18 protein-coding genes and 5 tRNA genes are annotated in these 20,060 nt (G+C 66.0%); 2 read left to right on the top strand and 21 right to left on the bottom strand.

Going from position 1 to position 20,060, the window contains the following annotated elements; translation table 11 throughout:
• Window positions 1-19: 19 nt before the first annotated feature.
• The 14 genes from AC1DVI_RS14255 to AC1DVI_RS14190 form a co-directional block, all read right to left on the bottom strand.
• The gene (locus AC1DVI_RS14255; protein ID WP_014240121.1) at window positions 20-562 is read right to left on the bottom strand and encodes a NuoB/complex I 20 kDa subunit family protein; all 543 of its coding nucleotides are present in this window, start codon (window positions 560-562) and stop codon (window positions 20-22) included.
• Window positions 553-921: an NADH-quinone oxidoreductase subunit A gene (locus AC1DVI_RS14250; protein WP_014240120.1), complete on the bottom strand. Its 369-nt coding sequence runs from the start codon at window positions 919-921 to the stop codon at window positions 553-555. The genes AC1DVI_RS14255 and AC1DVI_RS14250 overlap by 10 nt, the downstream gene beginning before the upstream one ends.
• A gap of 346 nt (window positions 922-1,267) precedes the next feature.
• Window positions 1,268-1,344, bottom strand: a tRNA-Asp gene (locus tag AC1DVI_RS14245).
• Window positions 1,345-1,507: 163 nt separating this feature from the next.
• A tRNA-Val gene (locus AC1DVI_RS14240) sits at window positions 1,508-1,582 on the bottom strand.
• A 106-nt stretch (window positions 1,583-1,688) separates the two neighbouring features.
• Window positions 1,689-1,961: an HU family DNA-binding protein gene (locus tag AC1DVI_RS14235; protein WP_476958565.1), complete on the bottom strand. Its 273-nt coding sequence runs from the start codon at window positions 1,959-1,961 to the stop codon at window positions 1,689-1,691.
• A gap of 164 nt (window positions 1,962-2,125) precedes the next feature.
• Window positions 2,126-4,540 (bottom strand): endopeptidase La, encoded by a 2,415-nt coding sequence (lon, locus tag AC1DVI_RS14230; protein WP_376995067.1) that lies wholly within the window; start codon window positions 4,538-4,540, stop codon window positions 2,126-2,128.
• A gap of 285 nt (window positions 4,541-4,825) precedes the next feature.
• Entirely contained in the window at window positions 4,826-6,094 is a 1,269-nt protein-coding gene (gene clpX, locus AC1DVI_RS14225) for an ATP-dependent Clp protease ATP-binding subunit ClpX (protein WP_145625755.1), read from the bottom strand.
• A gap of 216 nt (window positions 6,095-6,310) precedes the next feature.
• The gene (gene clpP / locus AC1DVI_RS14220) at window positions 6,311-6,946 is read right to left on the bottom strand and encodes an ATP-dependent Clp endopeptidase proteolytic subunit ClpP (protein WP_038528407.1); all 636 of its coding nucleotides are present in this window, start codon (window positions 6,944-6,946) and stop codon (window positions 6,311-6,313) included.
• 102 nt (window positions 6,947-7,048) lie between these two features.
• Entirely contained in the window at window positions 7,049-8,383 is a 1,335-nt protein-coding gene (gene tig / locus AC1DVI_RS14215) for a trigger factor (protein ID WP_145625753.1), read from the bottom strand.
• Window positions 8,384-8,474: 91 nt separating this feature from the next.
• Window positions 8,475-8,559, bottom strand: a tRNA-Leu gene (locus AC1DVI_RS14210).
• A 161-nt stretch (window positions 8,560-8,720) separates the two neighbouring features.
• Window positions 8,721-10,271 (bottom strand): malonyl-CoA decarboxylase, encoded by a 1,551-nt coding sequence (locus AC1DVI_RS14205; RefSeq protein WP_476958512.1) that lies wholly within the window; start codon window positions 10,269-10,271, stop codon window positions 8,721-8,723.
• A 105-nt stretch (window positions 10,272-10,376) separates the two neighbouring features.
• Window positions 10,377-11,843 carry an NAD(P)H-hydrate dehydratase gene (locus AC1DVI_RS14200; protein WP_476958511.1) on the bottom strand — a complete coding sequence of 489 codons (1,467 nt, stop codon included), beginning with the start codon at window positions 11,841-11,843 and terminating at the stop codon, window positions 10,377-10,379.
• A gap of 129 nt (window positions 11,844-11,972) precedes the next feature.
• A tRNA-His gene (locus AC1DVI_RS14195) sits at window positions 11,973-12,048 on the bottom strand.
• Between the two features lie 109 nt (window positions 12,049-12,157).
• Window positions 12,158-12,233, bottom strand: a tRNA-His gene (locus AC1DVI_RS14190).
• A 326-nt stretch (window positions 12,234-12,559) separates the two neighbouring features.
• Between AC1DVI_RS14190 and AC1DVI_RS14185 the strand changes: the two genes are divergently transcribed.
• Both AC1DVI_RS14185 and glnA read left to right on the top strand, forming a co-directional pair.
• A complete protein-coding gene (locus AC1DVI_RS14185) occupies window positions 12,560-12,898 on the top strand; it encodes a P-II family nitrogen regulator (protein ID WP_014240107.1) in 339 nt (112 codons plus the stop codon).
• Between the two features lie 287 nt (window positions 12,899-13,185).
• Window positions 13,186-14,595, top strand: a complete 1,410-nt coding sequence (gene glnA / locus AC1DVI_RS14180) for a type I glutamate--ammonia ligase (RefSeq protein ID WP_149166428.1) — start codon at window positions 13,186-13,188, stop codon at window positions 14,593-14,595.
• A gap of 154 nt (window positions 14,596-14,749) precedes the next feature.
• Here glnA and AC1DVI_RS14175 read toward each other — a convergent pair whose 3' ends face one another.
• The 7 genes from AC1DVI_RS14175 to AC1DVI_RS14145 all read right to left on the bottom strand — a co-directional run.
• Window positions 14,750-16,033: an Hsp70 family protein gene (locus AC1DVI_RS14175; protein WP_476958510.1), complete on the bottom strand. Its 1,284-nt coding sequence runs from the start codon at window positions 16,031-16,033 to the stop codon at window positions 14,750-14,752.
• A 90-nt stretch (window positions 16,034-16,123) separates the two neighbouring features.
• Window positions 16,124-16,579, bottom strand: coding sequence for a MaoC family dehydratase (locus AC1DVI_RS14170; protein ID WP_476958509.1), 456 nt, complete (start codon window positions 16,577-16,579; stop codon window positions 16,124-16,126).
• Between the two features lie 42 nt (window positions 16,580-16,621).
• On the bottom strand, window positions 16,622-17,416 hold the full coding sequence (locus AC1DVI_RS14165) for a PhzF family phenazine biosynthesis protein (RefSeq protein ID WP_476958508.1): 795 nt from the start codon (window positions 17,414-17,416) through the stop codon (window positions 16,622-16,624).
• 9 nt (window positions 17,417-17,425) lie between these two features.
• On the bottom strand, window positions 17,426-17,842 hold the full coding sequence (locus AC1DVI_RS14160; protein WP_476958507.1) for a GNAT family N-acetyltransferase: 417 nt from the start codon (window positions 17,840-17,842) through the stop codon (window positions 17,426-17,428).
• 4 nt (window positions 17,843-17,846) lie between these two features.
• Window positions 17,847-18,095, bottom strand: a complete 249-nt coding sequence (locus tag AC1DVI_RS14155) for a DUF1127 domain-containing protein (RefSeq protein ID WP_476958506.1) — start codon at window positions 18,093-18,095, stop codon at window positions 17,847-17,849.
• A 186-nt stretch (window positions 18,096-18,281) separates the two neighbouring features.
• Window positions 18,282-19,574, bottom strand: a complete 1,293-nt coding sequence (locus AC1DVI_RS14150) for a DUF2254 domain-containing protein (RefSeq protein ID WP_476958505.1) — start codon at window positions 19,572-19,574, stop codon at window positions 18,282-18,284.
• Between the two features lie 197 nt (window positions 19,575-19,771).
• A partial coding sequence (locus AC1DVI_RS14145) for a Bax inhibitor-1/YccA family protein (protein ID WP_476958504.1) occupies window positions 19,772-20,060 on the bottom strand: 289 nt, incomplete at its 5' end.

The following is a 20,060-nucleotide window of genomic DNA, read 5'->3' as shown; positions in this document are numbered from 1 at the left end:
GGACCTGCCTTTTTCTTATTCAGCGAGCGATGCGGTTGCCGCGCCGGATCTTCTTCTGGAGTTGCAGAATGCCGTAGACCAGCGCTTCCGCGGTCGGAGGACAGCCCGGCACGTAAATATCGACCGGAACGATCCGGTCGCAGCCGCGCACCACCGAGTAGGAATAGTGATAGTAGCCGCCGCCGTTGGCGCAGGAGCCCATCGAGATCACCCAACGCGGTTCCGGCATCTGGTCATAGACCTTGCGCAGCGCGGGGGCCATCTTGTTGGTCAGCGTGCCGGCCACGATCATGCAATCGGACTGGCGCGGGCTGGGGCGCGGAATGACGCCGAAACGGTCCAGGTCGTAGCGGCTCATGTAGGCGTGGATCATCTCCACCGCGCAGCAGGCCAGACCGAAGGTCATCGGCCACAGGGAACCGGTGCGGGCCCAGGCGAGCACATCCTCGTACTTCGCCGTGATGAAGCCCTTCTCCTGGATCTCCTCGGTGACCGCGCGGAGATAGGCGTCCTGTTCCGGTCCGGGCGGAATCGGCGCCAGCTTGGCAGCCTCTACTCCCATTCCAGAGCTCCTTTCTTCCACTCATAGATGAAGCCGATGGTCAGGATCCCGAGGAACACGATCATCGACCAGAAACCGAAGAGGCCGATGTCCCCGAGCGCCACGGCCCACGGGAACAGGAAGGCGACCTCGAGGTCGAAGATGATGAACAGGATGGAGACCAGGTAAAACCGCACGTCGAACTTCGTGCGGGCATCCTCGAACGGCTCGAAGCCGCACTCGTAGGGGGAGAGCTTCTCCGAATCCGGGTTCTTCGGGCTGATGACGTAAGACGCGCCGACCATCACCACGGCCAGCGCGATACCGATCAACAGGAACACCAGGATCGGAAGGTACTCAATGATCAGCGGGTTGGTCACCGCGGTCCTCCCATAAGCCCACGCCACGATCGCCGGTACGGCCCGTAATCGGCCGCCGCGCGGTGTCGTGGCTGGAATGCCTTGGATTAGCCCATCAGACGGGGCGGAATATATGACGAGAGCGTGATCAAGGAAAGCGCTTTGAATCGCTTTCGGCCAACGAATCCACTCTGCGGAAATGAGCGGATGTCCTTGGTATTACCAAACTTTTTAAATGACCCTTCTCTCTATCCGGCTTATCGGATATGCGGGTCGAGCTTATCGGATATAGGGATCACGAACCCTCCGGTAAACCCGCGAACGCTTCGTTTTCATTGGGAAAAAGAGAAGGCTCTGGAAGGGAGAATGGCGCGAGTGACGGGACTTGAACCCGCGGCCTCCGGCGTGACAGGCCGGCGCTCTAACCAACTGAGCTACACCCGCGCAACGCGGCGAAATGAAACGCGCGAAACAAGCGTCCGTGTCATAGGATCGCAGCGCAGTTTCCAGGGCAATCGCCCGTCGCCGATGGGCGGTTTCTAGCCGCCCGACGCATGGCCTGTCAATCACGAATTTGAAAAGTGCCGGCCGGGATGGCCGGGCGCGCTGGTGGGCGATGAGGGTTTCGAACCCCCGACCCTCTCGGTGTAAACGAGATGCTCTACCGCTGAGCTAATCGCCCGCGCCGCGTCGTTGACCGGATTGGCATTCCCGACAACGCAAAGCCGGCCAGCCTGTGCTGACCGGCGCGCACTATGCCCGGAATGCCCTATCCGTTCAAGACGTCATCACTTCAGCCCGTCCTTCAAGGTCTTGCCCGGCTTGAACTTCGGCTGTTTCGACGCGGGAATGGCGATCTTCTCGCCGGTGCGCGGGTTGCGGCCCTCGCTGGCCGCGCGTTCGGAGATCGCAAAGGTGCCGAAGCCGACCAGACGAACCTCCTCCCCGTTCTTGAGCGAGTCGGCGATGCCGTCGAAAACGGCGTCGACCGCCTTGGTCGCATCGGTTCTAGACAAACCCACGGCGTCGGCGACGTGCGCCACCAAATCGTTCTTGTTCACCTGCTTCACCCCTTCTCAATCCGGCAAAGAAAATGGAAGCAAAGCCGCCCAATAACTTCACGCACTCAAACGATAGACGCGACATCGCCCGCCCGTCAATTGAAGACGGGCGGGCGATGCGAAGCACGGTAGGGCTTTAAGAGCGCTTTAAACGCCGGGCGTGATCAGTGACGCAGCACCTCGCCGCCGCCGTCGGGCTGCGGCTTGGCGACCGCCGGCTCGACCGCCTCCGGTTCCTTCCACTCGATGGGTTCGAGTTCCCGAACCAAGGCGTGCTTCAGGACATCGTCCACCGTGCTGACCGGGATGATCTCCAGGCCGCGCTTCACGTTGTCCGGAATCTCGGCAAGGTCCTTCTCGTTGTCCTTCGGGATCAGCACATGCTTCAACCCGCCGCGCAAGGCGGCCAGCAACTTCTCCTTCAAGCCGCCGATGGGCAGCACCCGGCCGCGCAGCGTGATCTCGCCGGTCATCGCCACGTCCTTGCGGACCGCGATTCCGGTCAGAACCGAGACGATCGAGGTGATCATCGCCACACCCGCCGAGGGGCCGTCCTTCGGGGTGGCGCCTTCGGGCACGTGGACGTGGATGTCCCGCTTCTCGAACAGCGTGGGCTTGATGCCGAATGCGGTGGCCCGCGACTTGACGTAGCTCTCCGCCGCCTGGACCGACTCCTTCATGACGTCGCCGAGCTTGCCGGTGGTGGTCACCCGCCCCTTGCCGGGAAGGCTGACCGCTTCGATCGACAGGAGCTCGCCGCCGACTTCCGTCCAGGCCAAGCCGGTGGTGACGCCCACCAGATCCTCCAGCTCCGCCTCACCGAAGTGGAAGCGGCGAACGCCGGCGTACTTGTCCAGATTCCGACGGGTGACCGAGACCTTGGCGCCGGCGGAGCCCTTCATCAGGATCTCCTTCACCGCCTTGCGGCAGAGGTTGGCGATCTCGCGCTCCAGGCTGCGGACGCCGGCCTCCCGCGTGTAGTAGCGGATCAGGTCGCGCAACGCGTCGTCGGAGATGGCGAACTCGCCCTTCTTCAGACCGTTGGCCTCCACCTGCTTCTCGATCAGGTGGCGCTTGGAAATCTCGACCTTCTCATCCTCGGTGTAGCCGGCGACGCGGATGATCTCCATACGGTCCAGCAGCGGCTGCGGCATACGCATCGTGTTGGCGGTGCAGACGAACATCACGTCCGACAGGTCGTAGTCGACCTCCAGGTAATGGTCGTTGAAAGTGCCGTTCTGCTCGGGGTCGAGGACCTCCAGCAGGGCCGACGACGGGTCGCCGCGCCAGTCGGCGCCGAGCTTGTCGATCTCGTCGAGCAGGAACAGCGGGTTGGAGGACTTCGCCTTCTTCATGCCCTGGATGACCTTGCCGGGCATCGAGCCGATGTAGGTGCGCCTGTGGCCGCGGACCTCGGCCTCGTCCCGCACACCGCCGAGCGACATGCGCACGAAGTTGCGGCCGGTGGATTTGGCGATCGACTTGCCGAGCGAGGTCTTGCCGACGCCGGGAGGCCCGACGAGGCAGAGGATCGGCCCCTTCACCTTGTTCATGCGGTTCTGGACCGCGAGATACTCGAGGATGCGTTCCTTGACCTTCTCCAGGCCGTAATGGTCGGCGTCGAGGATCTTCTGCGCGAGCTTCAGGTCCTTCTTCACCTTGGTACGCTTCTTCCACGGAATGGACAGCATCCAATCCAGGTAGTTGCGCACCACCGTCGCTTCGGCCGACATCGGGCTCATCGAGCGCAGCTTCTTTAGCTCGGCCAGGGCCTTGTCGCGGGCTTCCTTGGAGAAGCGGGTCTTGTTGATCTTCTCTTCCAGCTCGGCCGACTCGTCGCGGCCGTCCTCGGTCTCGCCGAGTTCCTTCTGGATCGCCTTGAGCTGTTCGTTGAGGTAGTACTCGCGCTGGGTCTTCTCCATCTGCCGCTTCACGCGGTTGCGGATGCGCTTTTCCACCTGCAGGACGCCGATCTCGCCTTCCATGAAGGCGTAGACCCGCTCCAGCCGCTCCGACACCGTGGCGCATTCCAGAAGCTGCTGCTTCTCCGGAATCTTCAGCGCGAGGTGGGACGCCACCGTGTCCGCCAGCTTGCCCGGCTCCTCAATCTGGTTGATCGAGACCAGGACCTCCGGCGGGATCTTCTTGTTCAGCTTGATGTACTGCTCGAATTGCGAAACGACGGCCCGACCCAGCGCCTCAAGCTCCTGGCTTTCCCCGACCTTCTCCTCGACGAGGTCGGCGTGGGCCTGGAAGAAATCCTCGTTCTCGGCGAACTTGGTGATGGACGCGCGCTGGCCGCCCTCCACGAGCACCTTCACCGTTCCGTCGGGCAGCTTCAGCAGCTGCAACACGGTCCCAACGGTGCCGACGCTGTAGATATCGGCCGGCGTCGGATCGTCCTGCGCGGCGTTCTTCTGGGTGACGAGAAGGATCTGCTTGTCGTCCTTCATCACGTCTTCCAGGGCGCGCACGGATTTCTCGCGGCCGACGAAAAGAGGCACGATCATGTGGGGGAAAACCACGATGTCGCGGAGCGGCAGGACCGGATAGAGGGCACCACGAGGGATTTCGAACATTGATTGGGCCTCTTTCATTGGGACGCCGTCAGCCCGGGATGGGCCTGGGAAGACCCCCGCCTCGGGGGATGAGCACAGGGATCGAAAACCGGCACTTTTTCTAACGTGGCACAGCCATAGCCCCCCTTCAAGGGCCAGAACCCCAATTCCGTATGGCGGTGCGGCATGCCGGTCCGGCCGCTCCACGGCCAATCTGGCGCCCCCGATGCCTGCAAAAGCCGAAAACGACAAAGGGCGCCCAAAGGCGCCCTTCCCCGTATCCAACTCTGATCAGCCGCAGCGAATTCAGGCACCCGGCGCCTGTTGCTCCCCGCGGCGTTCGGCGTGGACGTAAAGCGGCTTGGCGCGCCCTTCGACCACTTCCTTGTTGACCAGGATGCTTTCCACCCCCGACAGACCCGGCAGATCGAACATGGGGTCGAGCAGGATCGACTCCATGATCGAACGCAGGCCGCGCGCGCCGGTCTTCCGCTGGATCGCCTTGTGGGAGATGGTGCGCAGGGCGTCGTCGGAGAATTCCAGACGGACGTCTTCCATCTCGAACAGGCGCTGGTACTGCTTGACCAGCGCGTTCTTCGGCTTGGTGAGGATTTCGACCAGAGCCGCCTCGTCCAGGTCGGACAGGGTGGCAACCACCGGCAGACGACCGATGAATTCCGGGATGAGACCGAACTTCAGCAGATCCTCGGGCTCGACCTCACGCAGGATGTCGCCGGTCGAGCGCTCGTCCGGGCCGCGCACGTCGGCGCCGAAGCCGATCGACGTCCCCTTGCCGCGCTGCGCGATGATCTTGTCCAGCCCGGCGAAGGCGCCGCCGCAGATGAACAGGATGTTGCTGGTGTCGACCTGCAGGAACTCCTGCTGCGGGTGCTTGCGGCCACCCTGCGGAGGCACGGAGGCGACGGTGCCTTCCATGATCTTCAGCAGGGCCTGCTGCACGCCCTCGCCCGACACGTCGCGCGTGATCGAGGGGTTGTCGGACTTGCGGCTGATCTTGTCGACCTCGTCGATGTAGACGATGCCGCGCTGCGCCCGCTCGACGTTGTAGTCGGCGGCCTGGAGCAGCTTGAGGATGATGTTCTCGACGTCCTCGCCGACATAGCCCGCCTCGGTCAGAGTCGTGGCGTCGGCCATCGTGAAGGGGACGTCGATGATCCGGGCGAGCGTCTGTGCGAGCAGCGTCTTGCCGCAGCCGGTGGGGCCGACCAGCAGGATGTTGGACTTCGCAAGTTCGACGTCGTTGTGCTTCGTTCCGTGCGCCAACCGCTTATAGTGGTTATGCACCGCAACAGAAAGGACCCGTTTCGCGTGATGCTGGCCGATCACGTAATCGTCCAGTACCGCATGGATGTCGCGCGGGGTCGGCACGCCGTCGCGGGACTTCACGAGGGTCGTCTTGTTCTCCTCGCGAATGATGTCCATGCACAGCTCGACGCATTCATCGCAGATGAACACCGTCGGACCGGCAATCAGCTTGCGGACCTCGTGCTGGCTCTTGCCGCAAAAGGAGCAGTAGAGCGTGTTCTTCGAATCGCCGCTGCTGGACTTGCTCATCGGTACTCCGTCATCTCGCGGGGGACTGATCCGTATAACCTGTCAACCGCCTGCGGCGTCCCCCGACGCCGGTCCTTTCAAAGGTTGTCCCGGGGAAGGCCCGAGACAAGGTTAACGCATCCACTCACTCATTCATCGAACCCGATCCATCGGACCGGTTCCCCATCATTCAACAACAGGGAACCGGCGCAATCAATCATTAGTTCGCGCGCCCTATCAGGCGGCGTTGCCGTCGCCGATCGAGCCGGGGCGCTTTTCCACCACCTCGTCGATCAGGCCGAAGGCCTTGGCCTCCTCGGGCGACATGAACTTGTCGCGCTCCATGGCCGCCTCGATGGTGTCGAGCGACTGGCCGGTGTGCTTGACGTAGATGTCGTTGAGGCGCGAGCGCAGCTTCAGGATCTCCTGGGCCTGGATCTCGATGTCCGAGGCCTGACCCTGGGCGCCGCCCGACGGCTGGTGGATCATGATCCGGCTGTTCGGCAGCGAGAAGCGCTTGCCCGGCGCACCGGCGGCGAGCAGAAGCGAGCCCATCGAGGCCGCCTGCCCCATGCACACCGTCGACACCTGCGGACGGATGTACTGCATGGTGTCGTAGATGGCGAGGCCGGCCGAAACGTAGCCGCCCGGCGAATTGATGTAGAGCGCGATGTCCTTGCTCGGGTTTTCCGATTCCAGGAACAGCAGCTGCGAGCAGATCAGGCTGGCGACGGCGTCGTTCACGCCACCGATCAAGAAGATGATCCGTTCCTTCAGCAGGCGCGAGTAAATATCGTACGCTCGTTCGCCCCGGTTGGTCTGCTCGATGACCATCGGGACCAGAGCATTCATCTTCGGTTCGAAGTCGTACATTTTGGTCTTCCCTGCCCCCGCAGCTCGGTTAGTCGTCTGAGCAGCTTACATATAGGAATGGAAAGGGGCGACCGGTAGGCCGCCCCTCAACCTTTCTGACGATCAGGCCGCCTCGGCCTCCTCGTCGGGGTCCTTCATCAGCTCTTCGGCGGACACCGGCTTCTCGCTCACCTTGGCCTGGTCCAGGATGTAGTCGACAACCTTGTCCTCGAAGATCGGGGCGCGGAGGTTTTCCAGCGCTTCCCGGTTCTGCTTGAAGAACTCGAACACCTGACGCTCCTGACCGGGGAAGCGGCGGGCTTCCGTGATCAGGGCGCGGTTGATCTCGTCCTGGGACACCTGGATGTCGTTGCGGCGGCCGATCTCCGACAGCAGCAGGCCCAGGCGCACGCGGCGCTCGGCGATGCCGCGGTACTCGGCCTTCAGCTCCTCTTCCGGCTTGCCGGCGTCCTCACCGGCGGTGCCGTTCTGCAGTTCCTGCTGGAGGCGCTGCCAGATGCCCTCGAACTCGACGTCCACCATGCCCGGCGGCACCTCGAAGGAGTGGGCCTCGGCCAGCTTGTCGAGGAGCTGGCGCTTGACGCGCAGGCGCGACACGTTGGCGTACTCGCTCTTGATGCGGTCGCCGACGGCCTCGCGCAGCTTCTCCAGGCTCTCCATGCCGAACTCCTTGGCGAGGTCGTCGTTGACCTCGGCCGGGACGTTCTTGCGGAGTTCCTTGACGTCCACCTCGAACACGGTGTCCGCGCCCTTCAGGCGGTCGTGCGGGTAGTCCGCCGGGAAGGTGACCTTCACCGTGCGGTGCTCGCCGGCCTTGGCGCCGACCAGCTGCTCCTCGAAGCCCGGAACGAACTGGTTCGCGCCCAGCTCCAGCGGATAGTCCTTGCCGTCCATGCCCGGCAGGGCCTCGCCATCCACCGAACCGGCGAAGTCGATCACGGCGATGTCGCCCGTCTCGGCCGCGCGGTCCTCGGTGACCGGAGCCTGCACCGAATGGGCGGAAGCCAGACGGGTCAGGGCCTCGTCGACGGCCGAGTCCTCGACCGTGGCGACCGGCTTCTCAAGCTCCAGGCCGCTGAGGTCGCCCGGCTCGATGTCCGGCAGAAGCTCGACGCCCATGGTGTAGGACAGGTCGCCGCCGTCCTCGTACTTCTCGACGTTGATCTTCGGCTGCATGGCGATGCGCAGGCCGCGCTCGCTCAGCGCCTGGCGCGAGCTGTCGGCGATCGCATCCTCCAGAGCCTCGGCCAGCACGCTGCCGCCGTAGCGCTGCTTGATCACGGCAACCGGCACCTTGCCCGGACGGAAGCCGGGGAGCTGCACCGTCCGGCGCAGCTCTTCGAGCCGGCCCTGCACCTTCTGTTCGATATCCTGGGCGGAAATGACGACCTTGTACTCGCGCTTCAGGCCGTCGGCGCTGGTCTCGGTGATGTTCATCGGAACGAAAGCCTATCTCGTTGTCCGGCCCGGCGGCGCCCGTCCGGGCGGCCCGAAACCGTGTGTTCCCATGCGGTCCAAGCTGTTGCCATGGTGCGGGCGAAGGGACTCGAACCCCCACGACCGAAGTCACCGGAACCTAAATCCGGCGCGTCTACCAGTTCCGCCACGCCCGCAATGGCATAGACAGCCCGCGACGGGTGCGGAACACCCGACGGACTGCCGGCGAAGTCCGCTCTATAGCACAGGGTTCGCGCCGCAAACAGGCAAAATGGGCGCCGTTCCGCACGCCATTGGTGGGTGGCCCGGGACGGGCGGCGGCGAAGGGCGGACCGCCTCACGCGCCCCCCTTGCCCAAGGACCGGATCGCGGAGGAGGCGTTGACCTTGCCCTCCCCCCGGTACGCCTCGTGATTGGCGTCGATTTCACCCAGCTTGTAGCGGTAGTTGATCATCATTCCGCAGGACTGCCGAACCCCCTTGGGCGACCGGTCGCCCAGCCAGTTCAGCCGCTCCATGCGGGCGCCGTTGCTGAGGTGGAAGTGGGCGACCGGGTCGAGCGCCCGCGCCGGCGCTGCGCCCGGCCGTTCGCTGCGGCGGTCCGACGCGCGCGCCGTCGTCAGGTAATGCGCGCACAGCCGCATCAATGGGCCACGAAGCTGCTTTTGAAGCTCCTCGTCGGTGTGCCAGGAGGGCAGAGCCAGGGCTCCGGCCAGCACCGGGCGCTCGTCCGCGTCGCCGTCCGTCTCCGATTCGCCGTTTCCCGGATGACTGGTCATGGCTTCCGCGATGCGTTCCGCCTCGGGCGGGCTGAGCAGCGAATCTCCGCGCTCGGCCAGTTCCCGATCCAGCCAGCGGCGGAAGCCGGGAATCGGCGACAGGGTGGCGAAGCACTTGATGTTGGGAAACTCCCCGGTCAGGCCGTCGACCACCCGCTTGATCAGGAAGTTGCCGAAGCTGATCCCCGCCAGCCCCACCTGGGCGTTGGAGATGGAATAGAAGATGGCGCTGTCGGCGCTCTTCGGGTCGCAGACCGGGGCGGAGGGGTCGAGCAGGGCCTGGACGTTGTCCGACATGCCCTGGACCAGCGCCACCTCGACGAAAATCAGCGGCTCGTTCGGCATGCGCGGGTGGAAGAAAGCGAAGCAGCGGCGGTCGGAATCGAGACGGTCCTTTAGGTCGCGCCAACCGCTGATCTCGTGCACCGCCTCATACTTGATGAGCTTCTCCAGGAGCGAGGCCGGGCTGTCCCAGGTGATCCGGCGCATCTCCAGGAAGCCGACGTCGAACCAGTTCCGCAGCAGGCTCTTGAGATCGTCCTCCAGCGCCTGGAGCAGCGGCTCGCCCCGCGCCATCTCCATCAGCTCGGCGCGCAGGTCCACCAGGAACTTCACCCCTTCCGGCAGGCCGTTGAACTGGGTCAGCAGCCACAGCCGCGGCGGCTCCAGCGCCCGGCGCAGGGCGCGCTCGGCATGGCCGCGCGACACCGGATCGCCCGCCGTCTGGAAGGTCGCCATCGCCTGATCGACGGCGGCACGGTCCACGTCGAAATCGCGCGCCAGCATCATCAGGAAATTGCGCCGCCCCTGTCCGTCCAGCGCCAGATAGGTGCGGCCGAGCTGCGCCGCCCGCGCCCGCGCCGACACCTCGCCGCCGCGGCCTTCCAGGCAGGCTTCGATCTGTTCCTTCAGCCGCTCCGCGTCTTCCTTGGGCAGATTGGCGCGCGGCGCCGCGCCGACCACACCACGGGCGGAGGCGGCGATCTCGCGCCAGCCCGCGCGCAGCGTGTCCAGCGTGCGGTCGAGCAGCCCCGGCGGCGCTCCCGCGGCGGTGGCGGGCAGCTGGGACGGAACCGGCTCGGCGGGTTTGATCTCGGGCATCTCGCTCATACCCAGAGTCTGGCGTGCGGAGGCGCACTCGGCAAGCCATAGCTTGAGCCCGGCCTTAAGAGTAAGCCCCCTGTCCAGGCGTATATATGCCCACGGATTCCCGCGTCAGCGCGCCCCCGCCTTCAACATCTTCAGCACCCCCGGGAGCGCATCCGGCAAATCTTCGGCGATCAGGCCCGGTCCGAACGCGGTCGCCGCTTCGCCGTGCAGCCAGACCGCGGCGCAGGCGGCGTCGAACGTGTCCATTCCCTGGGCGATCAGCCCGAGCGCGACGCCCGCCAGCACGTCTCCCGACCCTGCGGTCGCCAGATCGGCCGGAGCGTTGGCGTTGATGACGGCCCGTCCGTCCGGTGCCGCGACCACCGTGTCGGCACCTTTCAAAAGGACAACGGCGCCGCAGCGCGCCGCCGCGGCGCGGGCGCGCATCAGTTTCCCGCCCTCCACCGCCGCGAGATCCGGAAAGATCCGCGCGAACTCGCCCTCGTGCGGGGTCAGCAGACAGCGTTCGCTCAACCGACCGAGCAGGTCGGCGGGCGACTCGGTGAAACTGGTCAGGGCGTCGGCGTCCAGCACGCACGCCTTTCCGGCTCCCAGAGCGGCGAGAACGTGGTTCCGCGTGTCCGCCCCGACGCCGGCGCCCGGCCCAAGCAGCACGGCGTTCTTGCGCGGGTCCGCCAGAAGAGCCTCGAAGGCGGCGCCATCCGCCACGGCGGTCACGATCAGGCTGGGCGAGCCGGCGGCATAGATGGGCATCGATTCGGGCGGACAGGCCACCGTCACCAGCCCCGCCCCGGCGCGCAGGGCGCCCCGCGCCGACAGGCGCGCCGCTCCGGTCATCCGCGCCCCGCCCAGCACCACCGCGTGCCCCCGCGCGTATTTGTGCGCGTCGAGCCGCGGCCAGGGGTAGCGCTGCCGCCACAGGTCGGGGCCGTTCACCAGGGTTTGCGGCGCGAGGGCGTCCAGCACGGTGTCGGGAATGCCGATGTCGGCGACCACCACCTCGCCGCACAGGGAGCGGCCCGGCAGCAGCAGATGGCCGGGCTTGCGACGGAAGAAGGTGACGGTCAGCGCCGCCTGCGGAGCTGCCCCCATCACCTGACCGCTGTCGCCATGCAGGCCGCTCGGCACGTCCACGGCGACGACGGTGCGCCCCGCCATCGCCTCGACGACCTCCTTCGCCATGCCGTCGAGCGGACGGGCGAGCCCGGCCCCGAACAGCGCGTCGATGACCAGGGGGTTGCCCTCCAGCAGCCAGGGATCGGCGGCCTCCACCGGTCCGGTCCAGCGCCCGGCCGCCACCGCCGCGTCGCCGCGCAGGGCGGAGCGCGACCCCAGCAGGGCCAGCCGCACCGGCCAGCCCGCTTCGAGAAGAAGACGCGCGATGACGAATCCGTCGCCGCCGTTGTTCCCCGGACCGCACAGGACGACGGTCGGGTGCGGCGCCCAGCGCTCGCAGACCGCACGCACCACCGCGGCCCCAGCCGCCTCCATCAGCACGGGCCCCGGCACGCCGCCCGCCATGGTCAGCGCGTCGGCGCGATACATCTCCGCCACGGAAAGCAGTTCGTCCATCGCCTCCACCCGCCGCAATCCCGCATCACCGTCACCCGGCACAATAAGCACCGCGACGGCCGCAGCATAGACGGGCACAGGAGGAATGAAAGATATGGCCTGTTTGGCACAGGAATTGGAAGGAAGGACTGGGGCGATGGATGGGACTCGAACCCACGACCGCTCGGACCACAACCGAGAGCTCTACCAACTGAGCTACCACCGCCACCGGAGGACGGAATGAACCGTCTGTAAAAACCCCACCCGCCGTTTCGATCGATGCAACGCCGACGTGAACTCCTCACGAGACGAGCGCATCCACCGTCAAGGGGGACTGGGGCGATGGATGGGACTCGAACCCACGACCGCTCGGACCACAACCGAGAGCTCTACCAACTGAGCTACCACCGCCACCGGGGTCGCCTATTTGCCCCAAGGGACGGGTCGGGTCAAGCTCTATTTTTCTCCGTGTTCATCAATCTGGAAAGCCGGCGCTAGCCCCTCCGAAAGGGTATGGCTGCGCGGATTGCTTGCAGGTTATGCACAAATATTGTTCACTTCGCCTCATCCGTCGGCAGCTGCGTGCCGCCCCCGGTGGCATTGGTGCGTTGCGCCCCGGCATCCCACGCTGCCGGACCGCAACCGCTCCGATTGGCACGCAACGTGCTTTACATCGGACCGTCGGCAGAGCCGTGGACGGTGCCTGCCGACGTTGGCACCTCGTACACGAGAGACCCATGAAGAAGATCGAAGCCATCATTAAGCCGTTCAAACTCGACGAAGTGAAGGAAGCCCTTCACGAAGTCGGCATCAAGGGCATCACCGTCACCGAGGCCAAGGGCTTCGGCCGTCAGAAGGGGCACACCGAGCTGTACCGCGGCGCGGAGTATGTGGTCGACTTCCTGCCGAAGGTGAAGATCGAGGTGGTGATGGAGGACTCCCTGGTGGAGCGGGCGATCGAGGCGATCCAGCAGGCCGCCCATACCGGCCGGATCGGCGACGGCAAGATCTTCGTCACCCCCGTGGAAGAAGTTGTCCGCATCCGGACCGGCGAGAAGGGAGGCGACGCGATCTGATCGCGTCCCGAGAACCCGACCACCGGCCACCATGAACCAGCCCCGCCCACAACCGACGCAAAGCCGGCCGATGCAAAGCCGACCGACGCCGAGCCGGCCGATGCAGACCGTCGCAACCGCGAGCGGAACGATCCGTGCGTGGAAGCCCCACCGGGCGCGACTTTTTGTGCTGTCACGTTGTGCGCTTGGGAAAGGCATGACATAACGTCCGCCGCGAGCGCCGTCACCCGCCCCTTGGTCGGTTTGACGCAGCGGGACCCAAACCTCTTAAGCGTGGAAAAAGAGATATGTCCGACATCAGCAAGGTCTTCGACCTGATCAAGGAACACGACGTCAAGTACGTGGACCTCCGCTTCACCGACCCGCGCGGCAAGCTGCACCACACCGCTCAGCACGTCTCGACCATCGACGAGGACGTGTTCGAAGACGGCATCATGTTCGACGGCTCCTCGATCGCCGGTTGGAAGGCGATCAACGAGTCGGACATGATCCTCCAGCTCGACCCGACCACCGCCGTCATGGACCCGTTCTCGGCCCAGCCGACGCTGAACATCCTCTGTGACGTGTACGAGCCGTCGACCGGCCAGCCCTACGCCCGTTGCCCGCGCGGCATCGCGAAGGCCGCCGAGAAATACATGGCGTCGGCCGGCATCGGCGACACCGCCTACTTCGGCCCGGAAGCCGAGTTCTTCGTCTTCGACGACGTGAAGTTCAAGGTCGAGATGAACAAGGTGTCCTACGAGTTCGACTCGGAGGAAGGCCCGTACACCTCCGACAAGGACTATGAGGACGGCAACCTGGGTCACCGCCCGGGCGTCAAGGGCGGCTACTTCCCGGTCGCTCCGGTCGACAGCGGCTCGGACCTGCGCGCCGAAATGCTGAGCGTGCTCGCCGAGATGGGCGTGCCGGTCGAGAAGCACCACCACGAGGTGGCCGCGTCGCAGCATGAGCTGGGCATCAAGTTCGACACGCTGGTCCGCACCGGCGACAACATGCAGTACTACAAGTACGTCGTGCACAACGTCGCCCACGCCTACGGCAAGACCGCGACCTTCATGCCGAAGCCCGTCTTCGGCGACAACGGCTCGGGCATGCACATGCACCAGTCGATCTGGAAGGAAGGCCAGCCGCTGTTCGCCGGCAACCAGTACGCCGACCTGTCGGAGCTGGCGCTGTACTACATCGGCGGCATCATCAAGCACGCCAAGGCGCTGAACGCCTTCACCAACCCGACGACCAACTCCTACAAGCGTCTGGTCCCGGGCTACGAGGCTCCGGTGCTGCTGGCCTACTCGGCCCGCAACCGTTCGGCCTCCTGCCGCATCCCGTACGTCGCGTCGCCGAAGGGCAAGCGCGTTGAGGTCCGTTTCCCGGACCCGTCGGCCAACCCGTACCTGGCCTTCGCCGCCCTGCTGATGGCCGGTCTGGACGGCATCCAGAACAAGATCCATCCGGGCGATGCGATGGACAAGAACCTGTACGACCTGCCGGCCGAAGAGCTGGCCAAGGTTCCGACGGTTTGCGGCTCGCTGCGCGAGGCCCTGGACAGCCTGAAGGCCGACAGCGCCTTCCTGCAGAAGGGCGACGTGTTCACGAAGGACATGATCGAGTCCTACATCGACCTGCGCACCGAGGAGCTGCTGGCCTTCGAGACCATGCCGCACCCGATCGAGTACAAGATGTACTACTCGGTCTGATCCATCGGACCTCGGTCCGCCGGTTCATGGTGCTCGCCCTGCCCTCGCGGCGCGGCGGGCACCACCGGAGGGCCGAGCCGCGGAGCAGAGCAGAAAAAAGCCCACCGGCGGCAACGTCGGTGGGCTTTTTCTTGTCCGGGACTTGAAGGGTGCCTCAGGCGGTGCCGCCGAAGCGCCGCGCCGCCTCAATGGTCAGGCCGGTGCCGACCGAACCGAAGATGTTGCCCTCCACCACGCGGGCGCCGGGCAGTTCGGCCAGGATGGCCGCCCGCACCTGCGGCAGCAGCGTGGAGCCGCCGGTCAGGAACACCGCGTCGATCTCCGCCGGCAGCGTGCCGGCCTCGGCCAGACAGGCGCGCACCCGCCCGCCGATGCGGCCGGCCAGGATCGCCGTCGCCTGATTCAACTCGTCCACCGACACCGGGCGCGTCATGCCGCCGCCGCCCCAATCCAGCAGCAAGCCGGCCTCCGGCCCGTCGGACAGGGCGATCTTGGTGCGCTCCACCGCCATGGCCAGCGCGTGCCCCAGCCGGTGCTCGACCACGCCGATCAGCCGCTCGATGCGGTCCGGAGTCGCGGAATCGCGCTTCAGGCGCTCCAGGTCGGCCATCGCCTTGGCGGTGTAGAGGAAGTTGATCTTCGACCAGGTCGCCAGATCGAAGAACAGATGCTTGGGGGCCAGCAGACCGGGGCGCTTCATGGCGCTGCCGTGGCCCAGCAGCGGCATGGCCGTCGCCAGCGACAGGTCGCGGTCGAAGTCGGTGCCGCCGACCCGGATGCCGTCGTTGGCCAGAATGTCGGCGCTGCGGTCGGCCCGCCCGCGCCGCTCCGGCCCGATGCGGACGATGGAGAAGTCCGACGTGCCGCCGCCGATGTCGGCGATCAGGGCCAGTTCCTCCCGCTCCACTTGCTGTTCGTAGTCGAGCGCCGCGGCGATCGGCTCATATTGGAAGGAGATGCCGCGGAAACCGACGGAGCGGGCGATCTCGCCAAGCACCTCCTCCGCTGCGGCGTCGCCCGCCGGGTCGCCGTCCACGAAATGCACCGGGCGGCCCAGCACCACGTCGGTCAGTTCGCCGCCGAGCGCGGCCTCCGCCCGCTCCTTGACCGCGGCCAGGAAGGTGGCGATGACCGCGCGGAAGGTGATGCGGCCCTTGCGGAGCGCGGTGTCGGCGTCGATCAGGTCGGTGCCCAGCATCGACTTGATGGAGCGCATCAGGCGCCCCTCGACGCCCGACGCATAGGCGTCGACGGCCGCCTGCCCGACCGTAACCGCGTCAGCTTCGAAATCGAAGAAAACGGCGCTGGGCAGGGTCGTCCGCGGACCGTCCAGGGCAAGCAGGCCGTAACCGCCCTCCCCCGTGTCGGCACCCGCGGACGCCGTCCGCACGCCGAGCGTCGTGTTGGACGTGCCGAAATCGAGGCCGCAAGCCGTCATGGGAACCCCCGCCGTGATGGAAGGGGCGAGGCTATACAGGGGGTGGGCCCGCGGATCAAGACGCGCGACAGGACAGGCCGTTCGTGTTTGCTACTCCGCGGGAACGCTGCGGGTCGCCACGATGTGGTTCAGGGTGATGGTCATCACCGCCTCGCCATGCTGGTTCAGCGTGGTGTAGGCCAGCCGGACGGTGCCGCGGTCGCCGCGGCGGGACGGAATGGCCTCCACCACCTCCACCCGGACGCGCAACGTGTCGCCGGGCCGGACCGGGCGCAGCCAGCGCAACTCGTCGCCGCCCGAACCGCCCAGACTGGTGCCGGTGATGGCCCCCGTGTCGCGGAACAGCCGGAAGGTCAGGGACAGGGTGTGGAAGCCGCTGGCGATCAGCCCGCCGAACGGCCCCTCCGCCGCGGCCACGGCGTCGATGTGGAAAGGTTGCGGGTCGAAGCGCTGGGCGAAATCCATGATCTGGCTGTCGGTGACCGTCGCCCCTTCGGTCTCGATCACGTCACCGACGCGGAAATCCTCGAAATAACGCCCCGCCATGCCCGCTGCCCTCCCGTTCCATTGGTCCTCGTATGGACGGTGCTAAATGTAGATGGCGCCATCCATATAGAGAACCGCTTTCCCGGCGATCTTTACGCGGTCACCCGCCAGCTCGCAGGACAGCGCGCCGCCGCGAGCCGAAACCTGCCGGGCCTTCAGCCGCTCCTTGCCCAGCCGCCGCGCCCAATAGGGGATCAGCGTGCAATGGGCGGAGCCGGTCACCGGGTCTTCCGGAATCCCCTGGGCCGGCGCGAAGAAGCGGGAGACGAAATCCACGCCACCACTCCCCGGCGCCGTCACGATGACCGCGTAGAAATCCTCCAGCCGGGCCAGGGCGCCCATGTCGGGCATCAGGGCGCGCACCGTCGCCTCGTCGTCATGGACGACCACGAGGTCGCGGGCCTTCAGCACCGCCGTGGGTGGCGGTCCGCCCAGCGCGTCGAGCAGGCCGGTCGGCGGCTCGGCGAGCGGTTCCGGAGGGCGGCTGGGGAAATCCAGCGTGTAGAGGTCGCCATTGCGGGTGACGCTGAGGGTTCCGGCCTTGCGGGTGGTGAAGTCGATGCGCGGGCAGCCCCACTCCAGCATCGTCGCGATGACGAAGGCCGAGGCCAGCGTGGCGTGGCCACACAAGTCCACTTCCACTGCCGGGGTGAACCACCGCAGTTCGTAACCGTCGTGGCGGCGGACGAAGAAGGCGGTTTCCGACAGGTTGTTTTCCGCCGCGATGGCCTGGAGCGTCGCGTCGGGAAGCCAGTCCTCCAGCGGCACGACCGCCGCCGGGTTGCCCGCGAACACCGCGTCCGCGAAGGCATCGACCTGATAAAGGGGAAGGCGCAAGGTGCCTCCTTAGGGTTTTTCGGTGAACAGGAACGCCTGGACGTGCCGCTCCATCCCCGCCGCTTCGTAGAAGGTGACCGCCTTGGGCGCGGACAGGAGAAGGCAGGTCACGCCCTCCCCCACCGCGGCGCGGGTGCGGCGCATCAGTTCCTTGCCGATGCCGCGCCCTTGGCAGGCACGATCGACGGCGAGATCGGACAGGTAGCAGCAGAAGGCGAAATCGGTGACGGACCGGGCGACGCCGACCAGATCGCCATCCGCGTTGCGGGCGGTGACGATCAGGCCGGCGTTGCGCAGCATCGCCTCCACCCGCGGGCGATCCGCCACGGGCCGGCGCTCGGCCAGCCCGGAGCGGTGGAGCACGTCGATGAAGGCGTCAGCGGTCAGATCGGGCTCGACGGCGTAGAGGATGGCATCGGCGCTCATCGCATCAACCCCGCCAGAAGGGCTTGCTGACTTCGCTGTCCACGTCGGCGCGGGACACGCCGATGTCCTTCAGCAGATGATCGTCCAGCCGCATCAGCGCCTGCCGCTGCCGCCACCGCTCGTAGCCGTTCAGGCCGGCTTCCATCACGAACCAGACGGGGCGGATGCCGACGGCGAGGGCGCGCGCGATGACCTTGAAGACGGTCGTGAACGAGGACGATCCGGACGAGCGGGTCGCTTCCGTGGTGCGCATGATGAATCTCCTCCGTCAAAACATTCAGCCCCGAACAATCGAGACAATGGTGATTATGTCCGCGCAACCTTGCCGGTCAATGTCATTATTGTCACCATCACATTTCCGATATCGGATGTATCTCGCGCGCCACACACGTCGCGTCGGAACGGCCCGCGCGAACCTGTGCGCAGTTTCCGATGGGCGTCAGCGCTCCAGACGCTCGGTCGCTTGCCTCCAGCGGGCCCGAAGAATGCTCAGATCCCGGGGAATCGAGATGTTCTGCTCGCCCGCCGCCAGGATCATGTCCAGCTGCTCTCGCAGCGGTTCCCGCTGGGCGTCCGACCGTACGCGCGGAGCCAACCGAAGAATGGCGTCGACAAGCCGGATGAGCACCGCGGCGTTTCCGCTTCCGGCCTGCCGGATCTGATCGAAGCCGGCACCGATGAAGCCATCGTATCCGGTCACGTCCCGCACGACCCGGACAACTCCGCCAGAGTCGCGCAGAACCATCGGCTCGATTGCGCGATCGAAGATGCGCGCCATCGAGGCCGAGAGGTTGTCGATCACCGCCAAGGCAGTGAACACGTCGTTGATCCCCGGCGACAGGGCTCGGGTGGCCATCTCCACCAGTTGGCGGATGCCGAACTCCACATCCTGGGTCGGGGTGCGCTCCGAACCGACGATGAAGGCACCGCGGATCGCCCCGGACAGGTCGGCCGTGCAGGCGCCGACCGTGAACACGGCCACATGCTCGCCGCCGCCGATGACGTAGTGGCCGGGCCGGACGTCCAGGCGGATCACCGCATTCGCTTGGCGGGCCGCGGCGACCAGCCTGTCCAGGTCGATCGCCTGGACATACCCATCCTGGCCGAGGTCTACCCAGGCAAAATCATTGCCCAGCTCGGGCGGCACTTCCGAAGGGCCGTCGCAGCGCTCGGGCAGCAAAGCCACCGTCACCTCACGCAGATCCGCCGCGACCCGCTGAACCACATTGTCGTAGATGATTGAGCGGGCGAGCTTATGGACATAGACCAGCAACACGAACAGGCACAGCGCGGTCAGTCCGGTCCCCGCGCTGACCGCCAAGTGGGGGACCGTGTCCGCCTGGTTTCCGTCGATGGTCCGGAAGACGACGAGGAGATAGATGATGTCGGCCAGGAAGAGCCCCAGCACCACCTGGGTCGTCCAATCCTGTATGAAGTTGCGGATCAGGCGGGGGCCGATCTGTCCGGCCGCTAGGGTCAGAACGACCATGGTGATCGAAACCACCAGCGACGTCATGGTGATCATGCCGGTCAGCAGGGACGACAACAGTTGGCGCGCGTTACCGGCGTCTCCAGCGTAGAGGAGCCAGTAATCTGTCGCGTCCTCCACGGCGCCGCGCCCCCAGGTGAGCAGCGCGACGGCCAGCACGGCCGCCACTCCCCCCATCACGACCGGAACGAACCACAGGCTGGCGCGGAGAAATGCCCAGTAATGGCGAATTCGGTCGCTCATTGCCGCTCCTGAGGATGTGCCGTTCGAAACCGGTGAACAACCTGCGGCACTGCCATATGGCTCGCGGCCTCGCTGCAGGCGGCACCCCGGAACGCACCATTCCATGAACAAGGCCGGTCCATGAAAAAGGCCGGTCGCGTGAAGCGACCGGCCTGGGCGTAGGATGGCGCCGAGACGCCACCTGTAGTCCGTGCCCGTTACTCGCGGTTGCCCATGAGCTGGAGGAGCATCTGGAAGAGGTTGATGAAGTTGAGGTAGAGCGAGAGGGCGCCCATGACGGCGAGCTTGGTGTTGCCCTCGTGCCCGTAGCCCTCGGCGTACTCCTCCTTGATGCGCTGGGTGTCGTAGGCGGTCAGGCCGGTGAAGATGACCACGCCGATGATCGAGATGGCGAACTGCAGCGCGCTGGAGCCGACGAAGATGTTGACGAGGCTGGCGATGACGATGCCGATCAGGCCCATCATCAGGAACGAGCCCATCTTCGAC

This window comes from Azospirillum sp. P4_B5 (genome assembly GCF_056402275.1).
Note: the sequence above shows the minus strand (reverse complement) of the source record. Positions and strands in the feature narration are given on the sequence as shown.